The 14254-nt window shown below is 41.1% G+C and carries 14 protein-coding genes and 1 tRNA gene; 10 read left to right on the top strand and 5 right to left on the bottom strand.

Going from position 1 to position 14254, the window contains the following annotated elements:
* Positions 1-16: 16 nt before the first annotated feature.
* From FN960_RS08685 to FN960_RS08675, 3 genes are read left to right on the top strand one after another with little or no spacing between them, the layout of a single operon-like run.
* On the top strand, positions 17-910 hold the full coding sequence (locus FN960_RS08685; protein ID WP_143848310.1) for a glycine betaine ABC transporter substrate-binding protein: 894 nt from the start codon (positions 17-19) through the stop codon (positions 908-910).
* A 44-nt stretch (positions 911-954) separates the two neighbouring features.
* Positions 955-1563 carry an ABC transporter permease gene (locus FN960_RS08680; RefSeq protein WP_185970974.1) on the top strand — a complete coding sequence of 203 codons (609 nt, stop codon included), beginning with the start codon at positions 955-957 and terminating at the stop codon, positions 1561-1563.
* Positions 1560-2144 (top strand): DNA-3-methyladenine glycosylase, encoded by a 585-nt coding sequence (locus tag FN960_RS08675; protein ID WP_143848308.1) that lies wholly within the window; start codon positions 1560-1562, stop codon positions 2142-2144. The genes FN960_RS08680 and FN960_RS08675 overlap by 4 nt, the downstream gene beginning before the upstream one ends.
* Positions 2145-2229: 85 nt before the next feature.
* Here the strand turns inward: FN960_RS08675 and FN960_RS08670 are convergent, their stop codons facing one another.
* Positions 2230-3144, bottom strand: coding sequence for a diacylglycerol/lipid kinase family protein (locus FN960_RS08670; RefSeq protein ID WP_185970973.1), 915 nt, complete (start codon positions 3142-3144; stop codon positions 2230-2232).
* A 178-nt stretch (positions 3145-3322) separates the two neighbouring features.
* On the opposite strand from FN960_RS08670, the gene FN960_RS08665 reads away from it, so the two are divergent.
* On the top strand, positions 3323-4306 hold the full coding sequence (locus FN960_RS08665) for an acrylyl-CoA reductase family protein (RefSeq protein ID WP_143848306.1): 984 nt from the start codon (positions 3323-3325) through the stop codon (positions 4304-4306).
* 790 nt (positions 4307-5096) lie between these two features.
* Here FN960_RS08665 and FN960_RS08660 read toward each other — a convergent pair.
* On the bottom strand, positions 5097-6017 hold the full coding sequence (locus FN960_RS08660) for a C40 family peptidase (RefSeq protein WP_143848305.1): 921 nt from the start codon (positions 6015-6017) through the stop codon (positions 5097-5099).
* A gap of 276 nt (positions 6018-6293) precedes the next feature.
* On the opposite strand from FN960_RS08660, the gene FN960_RS08655 reads away from it, so the two are divergent.
* Complete coding sequence (locus tag FN960_RS08655) at positions 6294-7076, top strand: SDR family oxidoreductase (protein ID WP_143848304.1); 783 nt, start codon at positions 6294-6296, stop codon at positions 7074-7076.
* A gap of 167 nt (positions 7077-7243) precedes the next feature.
* Here FN960_RS08655 and FN960_RS08650 read toward each other — a convergent pair whose 3' ends face one another.
* Positions 7244-9355: an ATP-dependent Clp protease ATP-binding subunit gene (locus FN960_RS08650; RefSeq protein ID WP_143848303.1), complete on the bottom strand. Its 2112-nt coding sequence runs from the start codon at positions 9353-9355 to the stop codon at positions 7244-7246.
* A 307-nt stretch (positions 9356-9662) separates the two neighbouring features.
* Between FN960_RS08650 and FN960_RS08645 the strand changes: the two genes are divergently transcribed.
* Positions 9663-10421: an exodeoxyribonuclease III gene (locus FN960_RS08645; RefSeq protein WP_143848302.1), complete on the top strand. Its 759-nt coding sequence runs from the start codon at positions 9663-9665 to the stop codon at positions 10419-10421.
* A gap of 175 nt (positions 10422-10596) precedes the next feature.
* Here the strand turns inward: FN960_RS08645 and FN960_RS08640 are convergent, their stop codons facing one another.
* The gene (locus FN960_RS08640; protein ID WP_143848301.1) at positions 10597-10947 is read right to left on the bottom strand and encodes a DUF2606 family protein; all 351 of its coding nucleotides are present in this window, start codon (positions 10945-10947) and stop codon (positions 10597-10599) included.
* A 123-nt stretch (positions 10948-11070) separates the two neighbouring features.
* Here FN960_RS08640 and FN960_RS08635 point away from each other — a divergent pair.
* The 4 genes from FN960_RS08635 to FN960_RS08620 all read left to right on the top strand — a co-directional run bounded on the left by FN960_RS08635 (position 11071) and on the right by FN960_RS08620 (position 13933).
* A tRNA-Arg gene (locus FN960_RS08635) sits at positions 11071-11143 on the top strand.
* Positions 11144-11196: 53 nt separating this feature from the next.
* Positions 11197-11787, top strand: coding sequence for a hypothetical protein (locus FN960_RS08630; RefSeq protein ID WP_143848300.1), 591 nt, complete (start codon positions 11197-11199; stop codon positions 11785-11787).
* Between the two features lie 64 nt (positions 11788-11851).
* Positions 11852-12874, top strand: coding sequence for an LLM class flavin-dependent oxidoreductase (locus FN960_RS08625; RefSeq protein WP_143848299.1), 1023 nt, complete (start codon positions 11852-11854; stop codon positions 12872-12874).
* A 57-nt stretch (positions 12875-12931) separates the two neighbouring features.
* Positions 12932-13933, top strand: a complete 1002-nt coding sequence (locus tag FN960_RS08620) for an LLM class flavin-dependent oxidoreductase (protein ID WP_143848298.1) — start codon at positions 12932-12934, stop codon at positions 13931-13933.
* On the opposite strand, the gene yxiS is transcribed toward FN960_RS08620, so the two are convergent.
* Positions 13930-14226, bottom strand: coding sequence for a protein YxiS (gene yxiS, locus FN960_RS08615; RefSeq protein WP_260681962.1), 297 nt, complete (start codon positions 14224-14226; stop codon positions 13930-13932). The genes FN960_RS08620 and yxiS overlap by 4 nt on opposite strands.
* Positions 14227-14254: the final 28 nt, after the last annotated feature.

Genomic DNA, 14254 nt, shown 5'->3' with positions numbered 1-14254 from the left:
GAAAAAGGAGATAAATATGAAGCAGCTAAGAAAATGGATGATATGGCCTGCGCTAACATCGATGATCTTTCTCGGCTCTTGCCATTCCGGGGACACAATAAAAATTGGTGCGGCAACTTATACTGAAACAAAAATTATGGCTGAGGTTTATAAGGCTCTCATTGAAGATCGAACGAATATACAGGTAGATGTCACACCTGATTTATTGTCTAATCCAATGATCATAAATGCGATGGATCGTGGCGACTTAGATATGGCCCTTATGTATACAGGCGTCATTCTTAATAATTTCTTCCCAATTGAAGAAACAACAGATCGAGATGAAGTGCTGGAACAAGCGCAGGATGGTTTTCAGGAATACTATGACTTTACATGGTATGACCCATTAGGCTGGGAGAACGCCTATGCTTTAACAGTTCGCGGTGCTTATGCAGATGAATATGATCTTGAGAATATTTCTGACTTGAAAGAAAATCAGAATCAAATGAGGTTTGGAGTAGATTCCTCGTGGATGGAGAGACAGCAAGATGGTTACCCAGCCTTTGTTGAGCACTATGATTTCACATTTGAGAATACATACACCATGGACATTAACCTTGTCTATGAGGCAGTAGCACAGGAGGAAGTAGAGGTTGTTTTAGCCTATTCAACCGATCCACGCTTATATGAATTTGATTTGCAAACTTTAGAAGATGATTTGAGTTTCTTCCCTCCATATGATGCATCCATGCTCGTTCGCAATGACACATTAGAAGAGTTTCCGGAAATAGATGACATCATGAAAGAGTTAATTGGGTCCATGGATGAAGAGCTTGTGACTCGTTTAAATTATGAAGTAGATATTAATAATCGTAGTGAACGAGATGTAGCAATTGAATTTCTTGAAAGCCGAGAGCTAATCAATGAGTAACGGGGATGATCTAAATCGAATTTATTACTGAAATCATAACGTATATGGCGAGCAACGTGGATCTGCTTTTATTATACACAGGACAACATCTGCTTATGGTCTTTTGCGGGGTAGCTGGGGCTCTTTTAGTTGGTACGTTACTAGGGATTCTTGCTCATCGATATCAACGGCTGGCACCATTTATTTTAGCCGTGGCGAATATACTCCAAGTCATACCAAGTCTAGCTCTTCTTGCTCTTTTAATGCTCTATTTTGGACTGGGTTTTTATACGGTAGTTATTGGTTTATTTTTGTACTCGCTTTTACCAATCATTAGACATACGTATGTAGGCTTGGGAGAGGTTGATTCTTCCATTCAAGAAGCAGGTATTGGGATTGGGATGACGTATTGGCAAATGCTTACTAAAGTTCAGCTGCCTCTTGCTATGCCGTTTATTATGGCAGGGTTACGTATTGCGGCTGTCATAGCGATAGGTGTAGCAAGCTTAGCACCGTTTGTTGGGGGAGATGGGTTAGGAAGAGAGATTTTTTCGGGAATTAATTCTCGTAATGATGTAAGAATTTATGTTGGGGCCATTCCAGCGTGTCTGATTGCCATCATCGCCGACATGATCTTAGGCAAGCTTGAGCGTAGAATGAAGGCTAGTCAATGAACGATATTTTGCCGACAGACTTCTATCATCAACCCACCCTTGAGTTAGCTAAAAGCTTATTAGGCACCTATTTGGTCCATGAAAGTAAGGAAGGAACCGTCATTGGTCGGATTGTGGAAACGGAAGCGTATCTTGGAATCGAAGACGCGGCAGCCCATAGCTATTTAGGAAGGCGAACAAAACGAACGGAGGTCATGTTTGGGTCAGCAGGTACGGTTTACACATATGTCATGCATACACATTGTTTATTTAATATTGTAGCCAATGAGCGGGACATACCTGAGGCTGTTCTTGTTCGAGCTGTTGAACCAATAGAGGGTCATGAGCTAATGAGGAGTAGAAGAGGAGAGAAGGGGAAGGGTCGTCAGGTTTCTAATGGTCCAGGTAAGTTAACGAAAGCGCTGGGGATAACCATGGATTTTTATGGGTGGGATATAACCAAGCCGCCGCTGTATATAACAAAAGGGGAGACTCCGGAAGCAATTGAAGAAGGTGTGAGGATAGGGATAGATAACACAGGAGAGGCCAGATATTACCCTTATCGTTTTTGGATTAAGGACAATCCATATGTATCAAGATAGATAAGTTCTTTAACAAAATCGTAGACAAATAACCGCGTACAACTTTAAGAGTTGGTACGCGGTTATATTTTTAAAAAGCAAGTAATTACGTGTTATTTGTCTCTTCCGCGTAGATAAAATCAAGTGCTTTCTCATGCATGGAAACAGTAAGAGGGGCTTCTAAATATAGCTCTCCATCAGAATCGGCTAATTGCTGATCGTTTGTTTCTAATTGAAATGAGCTGGTGCGAATGACTTGAACATCTTCAGCTTCCCGGAGCCATTCCTTTTCAGTGTTTGAGCGAGATTTATTATAAACATTTTTTAAAAGTGAGAATCCAGCTTCTTTTAAAATATAGATGTCAATCAGCCCATCGTTCATTTGATTGTTTTCAACAAAAAGGCCAGTCGTTCCTAAATAGTGTCCATTCATAGCAAGAACCATGACGGCTTCACCTTCAAAGGTTTCAGAATCGGTTTTTAAATTGTACGTAAATAGATTTGGATTTTTAAGGGATTGGAGTGCACTCACCATATATCCGATTTTCCCCCATTTATCTTTTAATTCACCCTCTTTTGCCTGGGAGGCTTCAGTAATCAATCCTAGCCCAATAAAATTCGTGAAATAACGCTGATTCGCTTCTCCAATATCAAGTCGTTGATGCGCCCCAACCTTGATAGCTGCTATAGCTTCTTCAATCGTGCGAATTTGAAGCGAACGCGAAAAATCATTACATGTTCCAGCGGGTAGAATCGCTACAGTAGGCCGGTTATCTTCAGGAAGTTTCATTAGGCCGTTAATGCATTCATGAACCGTGCCATCACCACCAACAATTAGTAATAAATCAATTTCTGACCCATGTGATTCACAAAGTGTTTCTGCCTCGCCTTTTTCTAAGGTTTGAATAAACATAAATGTATGTGCAAGAGGAACTAATTCTGAAGCAATTAATCCAAGTTGATCCTGAATTTCTTCTTGTCCTGCTTTTATGTTATAAATTAATAACGCTTTTTTGTACATAAACATCTCCCTTTCGAGTTTCCCATCTCTTTATCTTTACCCTAATTACGCTATTTCAAGACATGTCTAAACGGAGAGAAACACTAAGTTAATCGTAAATTTATTATGTAAACTAAATTGGTTTAAATCTAAGAATAAGGGAAATAGAAGAAGAGTACAATTGAAAGGATGAGCGTAAATGAAAACATTTAAAGCATTTGTATTACATAATACAGACCCTGTTAAAACAAGCATTGAGGAGTGGGGAGTGGATCAGCTTTCTACGGATGGCGTTCTAATTAAAATCGCTTATTCAAGCGTCAATTATAAAGATGGCATCGTTGGTCATTCTGGGATGCTTGCTGAATGGACACCATTAATCCCTGGTATTGATTTAGCGGGCACCGTTTTGGAATCAACGGATTCTCGATTTAAAGAGGGAGATGAAGTCATTGCAACAAGTTATCAAATTGGAACGGGTCATCATGGAGGATTCAGTGAATTAGCGCGTATTCCAGCAGATTGGGTGGTTCAAAAACCAGACGGCTTAAGCTTAAGAGAGTCGATGATCCTTGGTACGGCAGGATTCACAGCTGCGCTCTCGATCTTGCAGTTAGAAAAGAATGGGTTAACGCCAGAGCAGGGCCCTGTGTTGGTTGCTGGGGCAAGCGGGGGTGTAGGCAGTCTGTCTGTAAATATGCTGGCAAACCGTGGGTATGAAGTGACAGCTGGAACAGGTAAAGAGCAGGAGCATGATTACCTTAAATCCTTAGGCGCAACAAATGTGATTCACCGGGATGAACTAATTGATGAAGAAGGTAAGTCGACAAGGTCCACAAGATGGGCTGGTGCCATTGATCCAGTTGGAGGGAAAACCACACAATATATTATATCAACGCTATCCTATGGGGCATCCGTTGCTACAAGTGGACTCGCTGGAGGGCTAGATGTGTCAACAGATGTTAGACCTTTTATTGGAAGAGGCATTAACTGGTTAGGAATTGACTCCGTTCGCTGTCCAATGTCTATCCGTCAGCAAGTCTGGGAGCATCTAGCGAGTGACCTTAAACCAACGAGTTTAGAGGCAGAATTATCTCAGGAAATCACTCTCGAACAATTACCAACAACGTTTGCAGACATTTTAGAAGGGAAAGTGAAAGGGCGAATCATAGTGAAGTTATAATAAAATTTAGGGACAGAAGTTGAGCCGTACTCCTTTCACTGCAAAAAATCTTCATTAAGAAAAAACATCTTCTTGTGTAGGGAGTTATCTAGACTCTGCATTTGTAATTGATGCCTGTCATTCACCAAGCGGACAAAAATGGAGGGTAAACACCTGCGGGATAAAAAGAAGGTCACTGAAAAAGTCATTTAGAAATGAGCTTATGCACCGCTACAGGAGAAAACTTCGCTTTCCGCGGGAACGGCCTCAGCCCTCGAAGCGGAAAACCACCACTTCGATGTCTTCAGACACGTTCTGTTCCGCAGGAGTCTACGTTTTCTCCTTCCGCTCATGTTCGTAATTAAACAAAATGAGGAGTTTGCAAAGAATTAAAATACGTTACCAAGAGTATCTTTGCCTCATGGTAACGTCCTTATGCTTATATAAATACTAATTCCAATACCTCTCTAATCAAGCGGACGAAAATGGAGGGCCGACACCTGCGGGATAAAAAGGTTCAATGAGCTAAATCGTCGAAGTCGAGTTAGCTCATTACCTTCCCGCGGTAAGCGTGCCCCCATTTTTGGTAGCGGCAGCCGAAGACCCCACCGACACTCAGTTACCTTCCAATTCCTCAATATGCTTAGATAGAAGACGCTCTGTATAATAAGACTCTGGTTTCATCTTGTACTTATTATTGCCAAGGGTATTTCTGGAGCAACATTCACCCTTGCTCATTTTATACAAAAAAAGCTGAACAGTCTTCTGTTCAGCTTTTCTATAAGTTATAATATATATATTTTATATTTATTTATCTAACAGACCCAGCACCATAGTAATGGTTGCTCCAGTATCCGCTATTAAGACTGCTTTGCAAAACACCACTGCTGCTTGCATGAATAAATTGACCGCCGCCTACATAAATACCAGCGTGGGAAACAGTTGGAGCCCCACTGTAAGTTCCAGTAAAGAATACTAGATCACCAGCTTGTAAATCTGCTTTAGATTTTTTGTTTGAAGCGTCATGAATTCCTTGAGCAGTACGTGGAAGACTAATTCCTTCTTGATTAAATGCGTAGTTTATAAAACCACTGCAATCAAAACCAGCAGGAGTCGTTCCGCCCCACTTGTAAGGAGCTCCAATTTGGCTTTGAGCTGCTGCGATAGCAGAACCATAGCTTGCTGAAACTTGTGTTCCTGCAACCTGAGAGTCATCAGATACAGTGTTACTTGCTTCAGAAACCTCTGATACAGAAGCAGTGCTGTTATCAGATGAAGAACTAGCTGATGCCGTATTAGAGCTTGCCGGAGCTGAAGCAGTAGAAGCCCCACCTAGTGCGCCAAGAGTTTGACGACCAGCAAGTCCATCAACTGTTAATCCATTATCAGCTTGGAATGAGCGAACAGCTTGCTCAGTACCAGATCCGAAAATTCCATCTACACCGTTTGTATTATAGCCTTTGTCTACTAGCTTTGCTTGCAAGTCTTTAACAGCTTGTCCCGTTTGACCTTGGCGAAGAGTTGAGCTAGAGACAGCTTGAGTTTCCTCTTGAGCTACCGCATTTTCAGTAGCAGCTTGTTGAGAAGCAGCCGCCTTATCTTCTTCAACCACCTTACTCATGTCTACATTTGCATACGCACTTGAATCTGCCATAAAAGTGGCAGCTGAAGCTAGTCCTACTACAAAGCTCGTTTTAATAACAAGCCCTTTAACGTTATTTTTAGTTTTCATATTATGTACCTCCGAATAGTTGTTTTAACGATCGTATGTAAAAATTCTATGTTGTTTCACATTTACCAATTTAACGTAACTTAATAACAGAGAGATTTTAATGAGATTACAGTTTGATTACAATTTAAAATTTGTAGTTTATTTTTGAAAAAAACTGAATGGTGTCGAAAGTGCATGAAAAAGTATTAAAGTAGAAGGGAAGTTGCTTCTGATGTAGTTTGAAACAAACTACCAAGGGGTAGAAATCATTATTAAAAGTTGAAAAGGAGGCTGACCATGTCTCAGTCTGAAAATGTTTCTATCGCAGTTGTTACAGGAGCTGGTTCAGGAATTGGAAAATCTACAGCTATTCAATTAGCTACGAAGCATTTTAATGTGGCTGTTTTTGATATAGAAAAGGAAAGGGCTTTAGAAACCGTTCAAGAAATTGAAGATAGTGGAGGGAAGGCTGCCGCTTTTAAAGTAGATGTTCAGAATGAAAATGAGATTAAACAAGCCTTTAAACAAGTATCTGAAATGTGGTCGGATGCCACCATCCGTGCCGTTTTCGCGAATGCCGGAGTGAACGGAGTATTTTCAGCCATTGAATATATGGATGTAGAGGATTGGGACCAAACCATAAATATTAATCTACGGGGTACTTTCCTTACCACAAAACATGCCGTTCCATATTTAAAAAATGGAGGAGGCAGTATTGTCATTACTAGCTCTATTAATGGCAATCGAAAATATATCGGAACAGGTATGAGCGCTTATAGTGCCTCAAAAGCCGCGCAAGTGGCTTTTATGAAGATGGCAGCTGTGGAACTTGGACGTTACAATATTCGAGTAAATGCCATTTGTCCGGGTGCCATTGAAACCAATATTGGAGAAAACACTCATCCTAAAGAGAATCTAGAAGAGATCCGTATTAAAGTTGAGTACCCAGAAGGCGTCCCGTTTGGAGGACAAGGTAAACCAGAGCAGGTAGCAGACGTGGTAAGTTTCTTATTAACTGATCAATCAAGTCACGTGTCTGGTATGGAAATGTATGTAGATGGCGCTCAATCTTTAGTGTAATGGAATGAAAACAGCGGGCTTAGCTTGCTGTTTTTTTGTATTGAATGAATGAAATTACTTTACGTCATACAATGAATCCTGTTTGTCTAGGCATGACTCATACAACTCTGCCTGCGCAAAACCCTCAAAAAAAGAGCCTCCCATTTGGAAGACTCTCTTCTAAAACTTTATGCTTTTTTTAATTGAATCTGATCCTTTGATACACTTACTTGAACTTTCTCTAAAGTCTCATGATCAATGATCAATTCTGTAATTTCATCCTCAATTGTTTCTTGAATTACTCGGCGTAATGGTCTAGCACCGAATGCAGGGTGATAGCCAAGCTCGGCTAGCTTACGTTTCGCAACATCCGTGACTGTCATCTCAATCTGCTGCTCACTTAGTCGGTCACGTAGTTCATCAAGCATAACGTCAACAATGGCTACTAGATTTTCTTGAGTCAGCTGGTTGAATTCAATAATGCCGTCAAAACGGTTTAAGAATTCTGGCTTGAAGTAATCATTTAATGCTTCAAGCATGCCAAGAGTTTTGCTTTGACTACCGTTAAAACCAACTGTCGCTTTTTGAACTCCGGCTCCCGCATTTGATGTCATGATAATAATTGTATCTTGGAAGGATACCACACGACCCTGACTATCAGTTAAACGACCATCCTCTAAAATTTGCAGGAAGCTATGCTGAACATCCGGATGTGCCTTTTCAATTTCATCAAGTAGGATGATACTGTAAGGCTTGCGACGGACTTGCTCTGTTAACTGTCCACCTTCTTCATGGCCAACATAACCAGGAGGGGAACCAATTAATTTAGAAACCGAATGTTTCTCCATAAACTCACTCATATCGAGACGAATCATCGCATCACGACTACCAAATACCTCAGCCGCTAATGTCTTACTTAGCTCTGTTTTACCGACACCAGTTGGGCCAATGAACATGAAGCTAATTGGACGGTTTTTCGCTTTTAATCCCGCGCGGCTACGTTTAACGGCTTTGGCTACTTTTTCAACAGCCTCGTCTTGACCAATGACCTGTCCTTCAAGACGGGAAGCTAGATCTTTCATTTTTTGCTGTTCAGCTTTTTGAAGTTTCTTGACTGGAATGCCAGTGCGCTTTTCAATAATCTCTTGGATTAATTCAACAGAGACTTCTAATGCTTCTCCGTTTGTCTTATCCAATTGCTCTTCTAGCACAAGCTCTTCTTGACGAAGTAGGGCAGCTTTTTCATAGTCTTCTACTTCAGAGGCTTTTTGCTTATCTGCTTTAATTTTGTTAAGGCGTTCTTTCATTTGTTCTTTATCTTGATTTTCATCAGAAAGAGACAATCTAGAACCAACCTCATCTAACAAATCAATCGCTTTATCCGGTAGGAAACGATCTTGAATGTAGCGATCGGATAATGCGACACTTGAGCGTAACACGTCATCAGAATAAGCGACATGATGATAGGCTTCATAGATTGGACGTAGTCCCTTTAGAATCTCAAAGGTTTGCTCAAGCGTTGGCTCTTTTACCGTGACTGGTTGGAAACGACGCTCAAGAGCTGCATCCTTCTCAATTTGACGGAACTCTTTTAACGTAGTCGCTCCAATTAATTGAAATTTTCCACGTGCAAGCGCTGGTTTAAGAATATTGGATGCATCCATGCCACCTTCTGAAGAAGCACCTGCACCAACCATCATATGAATCTCATCCATAAATAGGATCACATCTTGCCTTTTCTCAACCTCTTGAATCAGTTTTTGAATATTTTCTTCAAATTGGCCTCGGTAGCTTGTTCCCGCTACAAGAGATGTAAGATCTAAGCTGTAAATCTGCTTATCCTTCATTTTAAATGGTACAGAACCTTCAGCGATTCTTCGAGCTAGACCTTCAGCAATCGCCGTTTTACCGACACCGGCTTCACCAACTAAGATGGGGTTGTTTTTTGTACGGCGACTAAGCACCTGAATCACACGTTCAACCTCATCCTTGCGGCCAATGACTGGGTCAATTTGACCTTCCTTAGCGCTTGCGGTTAGGTTACGACCATACTGATCTAAAAATCCGTTGCCTGAACCTTGACCATCACGTACTTTTTGTTTTGTGCCTTGCTGTGCATTCGCACTTTGGTTGGCAAAGTATTGATTAAACAGATCATCAAAGGATCCACCTTGATTGTTCATCGGTTGCTGGAGCGTTTGAAAGCATTCAGTGCAAAGATGTATGTTACGAGCCTGGTTGTTGATCATTAATTTCACATTTACTTCGGCGTTGCGTTCTTGACAATGTTGACATTTCATTTTTACATTCCTCCTACATAAGAGTGAATTAGACTTTGATTAACTTTGACCTTTTGGATAAAAAAGAAAGACCAAGAGGTGTTGACTAAGTCTGACCTTAATCATAAAACCTAAGCAGAGCATAGTCAAATGAACTGCTTCTTTGTTTTTTGATTATAGTTGTATTATACCTGACCTTTTTTGACCTTTCAAGTTTTATGACTTATTTTTTGCTAAGGTGAAAAGGTAGACCGATGAAGTTTTGTTTATTATGATGGAGGAGTCGACAAACGTCAAAAAATTAGCTTGAAGCATTATGGGGGAAGACATGAAATTTATATCTTGGAACGTAAACGGCATTCGGGCCTGTGTGAAAAAAGGATTCTTAGATTACTTTCACGAGCAGGACGCAGATTTCTTTTGTTTGCAGGAAACAAAGCTACAGGAGGGTCAGATTGATCTTGACCTAGAAGGTTATCAACAATACTGGAATTATGCAGAGAAAAAAGGGTACTCCGGTACAGCGATTTTCGCAAAAAAAGCACCACTTTCGGTAACGTACGGACTAGGAGAGGAAATCGAGGATTTAGAAGGGCGTGTGATCACTCTAGAATATGAAGACTTTTATCTCATTACAATGTATACGCCAAATGCAAAAAGGGATCTCACGCGCTTAGGCTATCGTATGCTTTGGGAGGAAGCTGCGCGTACATACATTAAACAGCTAGAAGAAACAAAACCAGTCATTCTATGTGGAGACTTAAATGTTGCGCACCAGCCTACTGATGTAAAAAATGATCGAGCCAATATTGGGAACGCTGGTTTTACTGATGAAGAGCGAGGCAAGTTTAATCGATTACTCGAGGCGGGTTATCTTGATTCATTCCGACTCTTTTATCCAGAAAGAGATGATGCGTTTACGTGGTGGTCCTACATGGCCAAAGTTCGTGAACGAAATATAGGCTGGCGGATAGACTATTTTCTAGTATCAAAGCAGCTTGAAGGACATGTTAAAGATGCTGCTATTGATGCACATATTTATGGTAGTGATCACTGTCCGGTGAAGCTAGAGCTTAAAATCAGTTGATGAGTATTAGCAGAAAAATAGTTAAGTTTTTGTAAATATAGATTTTATCTGTTGAACTAGATAAAAAAGGTAGTGTAAGCTATACATGCGGACGGGCTCCCCTCCGTCTTTAACCTCTTACTTTGTTTTGTATTTGCTCGGGCCTTGGCTCGAGCACTTTTTTTATTTAACGAACTTATTTATAAATCCAAATATCAATCAAAAACGTTTCACCGGTATCATATTCATCTATGGTGAATGATCTATTATAGGCTTCAAGCTTATACGTTCTAGCCTCCATTTCATCTATGTAGATCATGCCTTCACTATCAGTTGTTCCTAAAAAACGTCCAATTTCTTTAGAGCCATCTCTTATATCATTGTCCATCGGTATTTGAACATGAGAAACTGGATCCCCATCTTGATCAATAAACTTAAATGTCACATCTTCTACCACTAATACATTTGGTTCCTCGGATTCCTGACTACAGGCAGCAATGAAAAGTGAAAAGACTAGCACGAAGCATAAGTAGAAAGAACGCCTCATGAATGATCATCCTCCAAATTGATTCATTTTGCTTAAAACAAAAATAATCTAAGCTTACAAATCAAATACATGAAACTTGCTAAAGTAAAAATGGTTCTTTACTATGGAATAGGTACCTAGATAGCCCCAGTAGCACAGTGGATAGTGCAATGGTTTCCTAAACCAGAGGTCGGGAGTTCGAGTCTCTCCTGGGGCATATGAATTACAGGTTAGAACAATAGATATTTTATCAGTAAAAGAGGCGATTATATGAACCTAGTCTGGTACGTAAGCTACGGCTCCAATTTAATGGAGGAGCGTTTCCATTGTTATATTAAAGGAGGCATCCCTATCGGCTCGACCCAAGCGGAAAAAGGTTGTCGTGATACAACACTTCCTCTTCGAAATCGCTCGTGTGTTCTTCCATATCCACTTTATTTTGCAAAGGATAGAAGTAAGTGGGGAGAGGGAGGCGTTGCGTTTATTGGTCACAAGGAGGATCCTTCTGAACAAACGATCGCGCGGCAATATCTCATTACATTCGAGCAGTTTGTTGATGTAGTGGAGCAGGAGAATCAAGCAGATGCGTCAGGTTTGTCATTTGATGAGTTGATGGAAAAAGGCTCGGTAACATTAGATGATGGTTGGTATGGTCGAGTGGTGTATCTTGGCATGGATGAGGGGTATCCTAAGGTAACCTTCACTAATCCTCTTGATCTAGGAACCAATCCATTTTATGCTCCGGCAAAGCCATACGCCGATACCATTTCAAAGGGCTTACACGAATTAGGTTATACTTTTGATGAGACGTACACATATCTTTCCAGTCGAAAAGGATTTACACCTCAGGCAGGAAAGTAGACACTTCAGCTCCGAACTCATTACAATGGGTGCATGTACTGGAAATAAGAAAGGTAGATGACTCATGGAACTCATTCAAAAAAATGCAAAGCGTTTTTTAAATACACCGATTTCCGTTCTTGATTTGGCGCCTATTACGCAAGGATCAAATGCTTCTGAAACGTTTAAACGTAGCTTAGACCTTGCGCAAAAGGTAGACGCGTGGGGATTTAATCGATACTGGTTGGCAGAGCACCATAATATGCCTGGTATTGGATCTTCGGCGACATCAATTATCATTAATCATATCGCATCAGGAACGAAGCATATTCGTGTAGGATCGGGAGGCATTATGCTTCCAAACCATGCACCTTTAATGATTGCGGAGCAGTTCGGAACATTAGAATCCTTACATCCGGGTCGTATAGATTTGGGGCTTGGTCGGGCGCCGGGCAGTGACCAACTGACAGCACGAGCGTTACGCCGTACCCTTTTTAGTAATGGTGATGACTTTCCTGATTTAGTGGAAGAGCTTGAAGCATATATGAGTGAGGAAGCAACAACTGGTGTCAAAGCATACCCTGGACTTGGTCTATCAATTCCTATCTGGTTGCTTGGTTCCAGTGGATTTAGTGCAAGACTTTCAGCAAGTAGAGGTATGCCATTTTCATTTGCATCGCATTTTGCTCCTGATTATATGCATCAAGCGATGGATTTGTATCGTAGTCGTTTTGAGCCATCAGATAAACTAGATAAACCTCATGTCATGCTTGGTGTCAGTGTGGTTGCAGCAGATACAGATGAGGAAGCGGAATATCTGTCTACATCTCGTAAGCAGCAGATGCTTGACTTAATGCGTGGCAACCCTGGTCAGTTTAAACCGCCAGTTAAGAACTTGGCTGATCATTATGCACCGGGTGAAATTGCTGCGCTTGAACGAAATAGAGGAGCAAGCTCATATATGACAGGCTCCCCAGAAACGATTAAACAGCAGTTAACTTCGTTTATTGAAGAAACACATGCAGATGAGATTATCATCTCTTCAGATGCGTTTGATCATGAGGCAAGAGTTCGCTCTCATGAGATTGTAGCTGAATTATTGTCGTAATATGCAAAAAGCCATGGCTGTTCTGTCATGGCTTTTCTGTTGAAAGGAAGCACGCATATGAAATTAAGTATTTTAGATCAAGTTGTGATGTCAGAAGGGCGTTCGGCGCAAAATGCAGTGCAAGAGACAGTGCAGCTTGCGACTCTTGCTGAAGAGTGGGGCTACACTCGTTACTGGATTGCTGAGCACCATGATCTTCCCGGGCTTGTTTGTCCAGCACCTGAGGTATTAATAGGTCTTATTGGAGCGCAAACGTCAAACATCCGTGTTGGAGCTGGGGCGGTCTTATTACCTAATTATCAGCCTTATCATGTTGCAGAAACGTATAATCTTTTGGCCTCAATGTATCCGAGTCGTATTGATCTTGGGTTAAGTCGTTCTCCTGGTGGATCGGCAGAGGCTTCGCAAGCACTTAGTTCAAATATGCTGCAAGCGATTTATAGCATGCCGCAAAAACTAGAAGAGTTATTACACTTTATTCATCAAGATTTTCCTAGAGATCATACATATTCCTCGCTTCAAGCTGCTCCGGTTCCAACCATACCGCCCGTTCCTTGGATTCTTGGAACAAGTATTAAAAGCGCACAGCTTGCGGCAAAGCATGGTTTACCTTATGCGGTTGGTCATTTTATGAATGCAGATAGCAGTAAAGAGGCGGCAACCATTTATAAAAAGCAATTTCAAGCTACTCGTACACTAGAAGAGCCTCAGCTTGTTGTTGCTGCTTCAGTTATTTGCGCAGAAACCTTGGAGCAAGCAGAACAGATGGCTAGAAGTGCCCAGGTCTGGTCGATACAAAGAGAGAAGGGTGAGCTAACAAACGGATTACCGTCCAAGCAAACGACTATTAACTATCAACTGACTTCTGAGGAAGAAGATAAGCTAAAGGACCTTGCGAAAAGACAGCTTATAGGTACTCCGCAAACAGTAAAAAAACAGCTGCAGGATGTAGCAGCTGAATTTCAAACGGATGAATGTATGGTTTTAACAAATGTCCATTCGCACCAAGATAGAGTGGCTTCTTATCGCCTACTAGCGGAGGTGTTTTCTCACGATTAAGTTAAACGTTGGGCTTCCTCCATCACAATATAGGCAAGCTGATCCTGTTCAAACCAGGATAACACCTCGAGTAATGAGGTTAGAGAAACGTCGTCAGCTTCTTCCTTTGGCAAGGTTAAATCAATGGCTTCGATAAGCTTTTGATTATGGATATCTCCAGGAAAAGCTTTTTGGTAAATAACCTTTGGATCAAGGTCAAAATTAATGCACCACTGAGCGAATAATAGGATCATGAGTTGCTCTTCCTGCTTGTATTTTTCTATGATAAAGGCTTCCTGCTCGGATTGATTCAAAGGTTAACAGCTCCTTACTTGGGTTACC

This window comes from Alkalicoccobacillus porphyridii, assembly GCF_007293315.1.
GTDB lineage: Bacteria > Bacillota > Bacilli > Bacillales > Bacillaceae_D > Alkalicoccobacillus > Alkalicoccobacillus porphyridii.
Note: the sequence above shows the minus strand (reverse complement) of the source record. Positions and strands in the feature narration are given on the sequence as shown.